1 protein-coding gene is annotated in these 372 nt (G+C 48.1%); it reads right to left on the bottom strand.

Annotated elements, in window-relative coordinates:
• Positions 1 to 61 precede the first annotated feature (61 nt).
• On the bottom strand, positions 62 to 372 hold a 311-nt coding region (locus P0G09_RS15970; RefSeq protein WP_275253147.1), incomplete at its 5' end, for a replication initiator protein A.

Here is a 372-nt window from a genome sequence, read left to right on the forward strand (position 1 = left end):
TTAAGAATCTGCATCGCAGAATCGTGATTTTGGCGGTTCTTGAATCGTGAAAAACGCAGAACTATTCAACATTTGGAATTTTTACAAAGATGTGATTGGGCGAAGAAAACCGCGTTCGTCTGCGCTCAATCAATCCCGCAGCGTCCAATTCCTTAAGCGCACTGGAAACACTGACCGTGCTGCGCCCTAGCTGCTCAGCCAAAGAGCAAATCGTAAAAATGACAAACACGAAACCTCGTTCATCTGTCCAGAGATTTTTCTGCGAGAGCGTGGCACGGTCGAGCAGCAGCGCATAAGTCATTTTTGCAGTCTGGCTCAGGTCAAGTTCCAAAAGAAAGCGTGGGTATGGGAGAAACGGCGGCAGCGGAGTTT

It is taken from the genome of Faecalibacterium sp. DFI.5.82 (assembly GCF_029076575.1).
GTDB classification, from domain to species: Bacteria; Bacillota; Clostridia; order Oscillospirales; family Ruminococcaceae; genus Faecalibacterium; species Faecalibacterium duncaniae.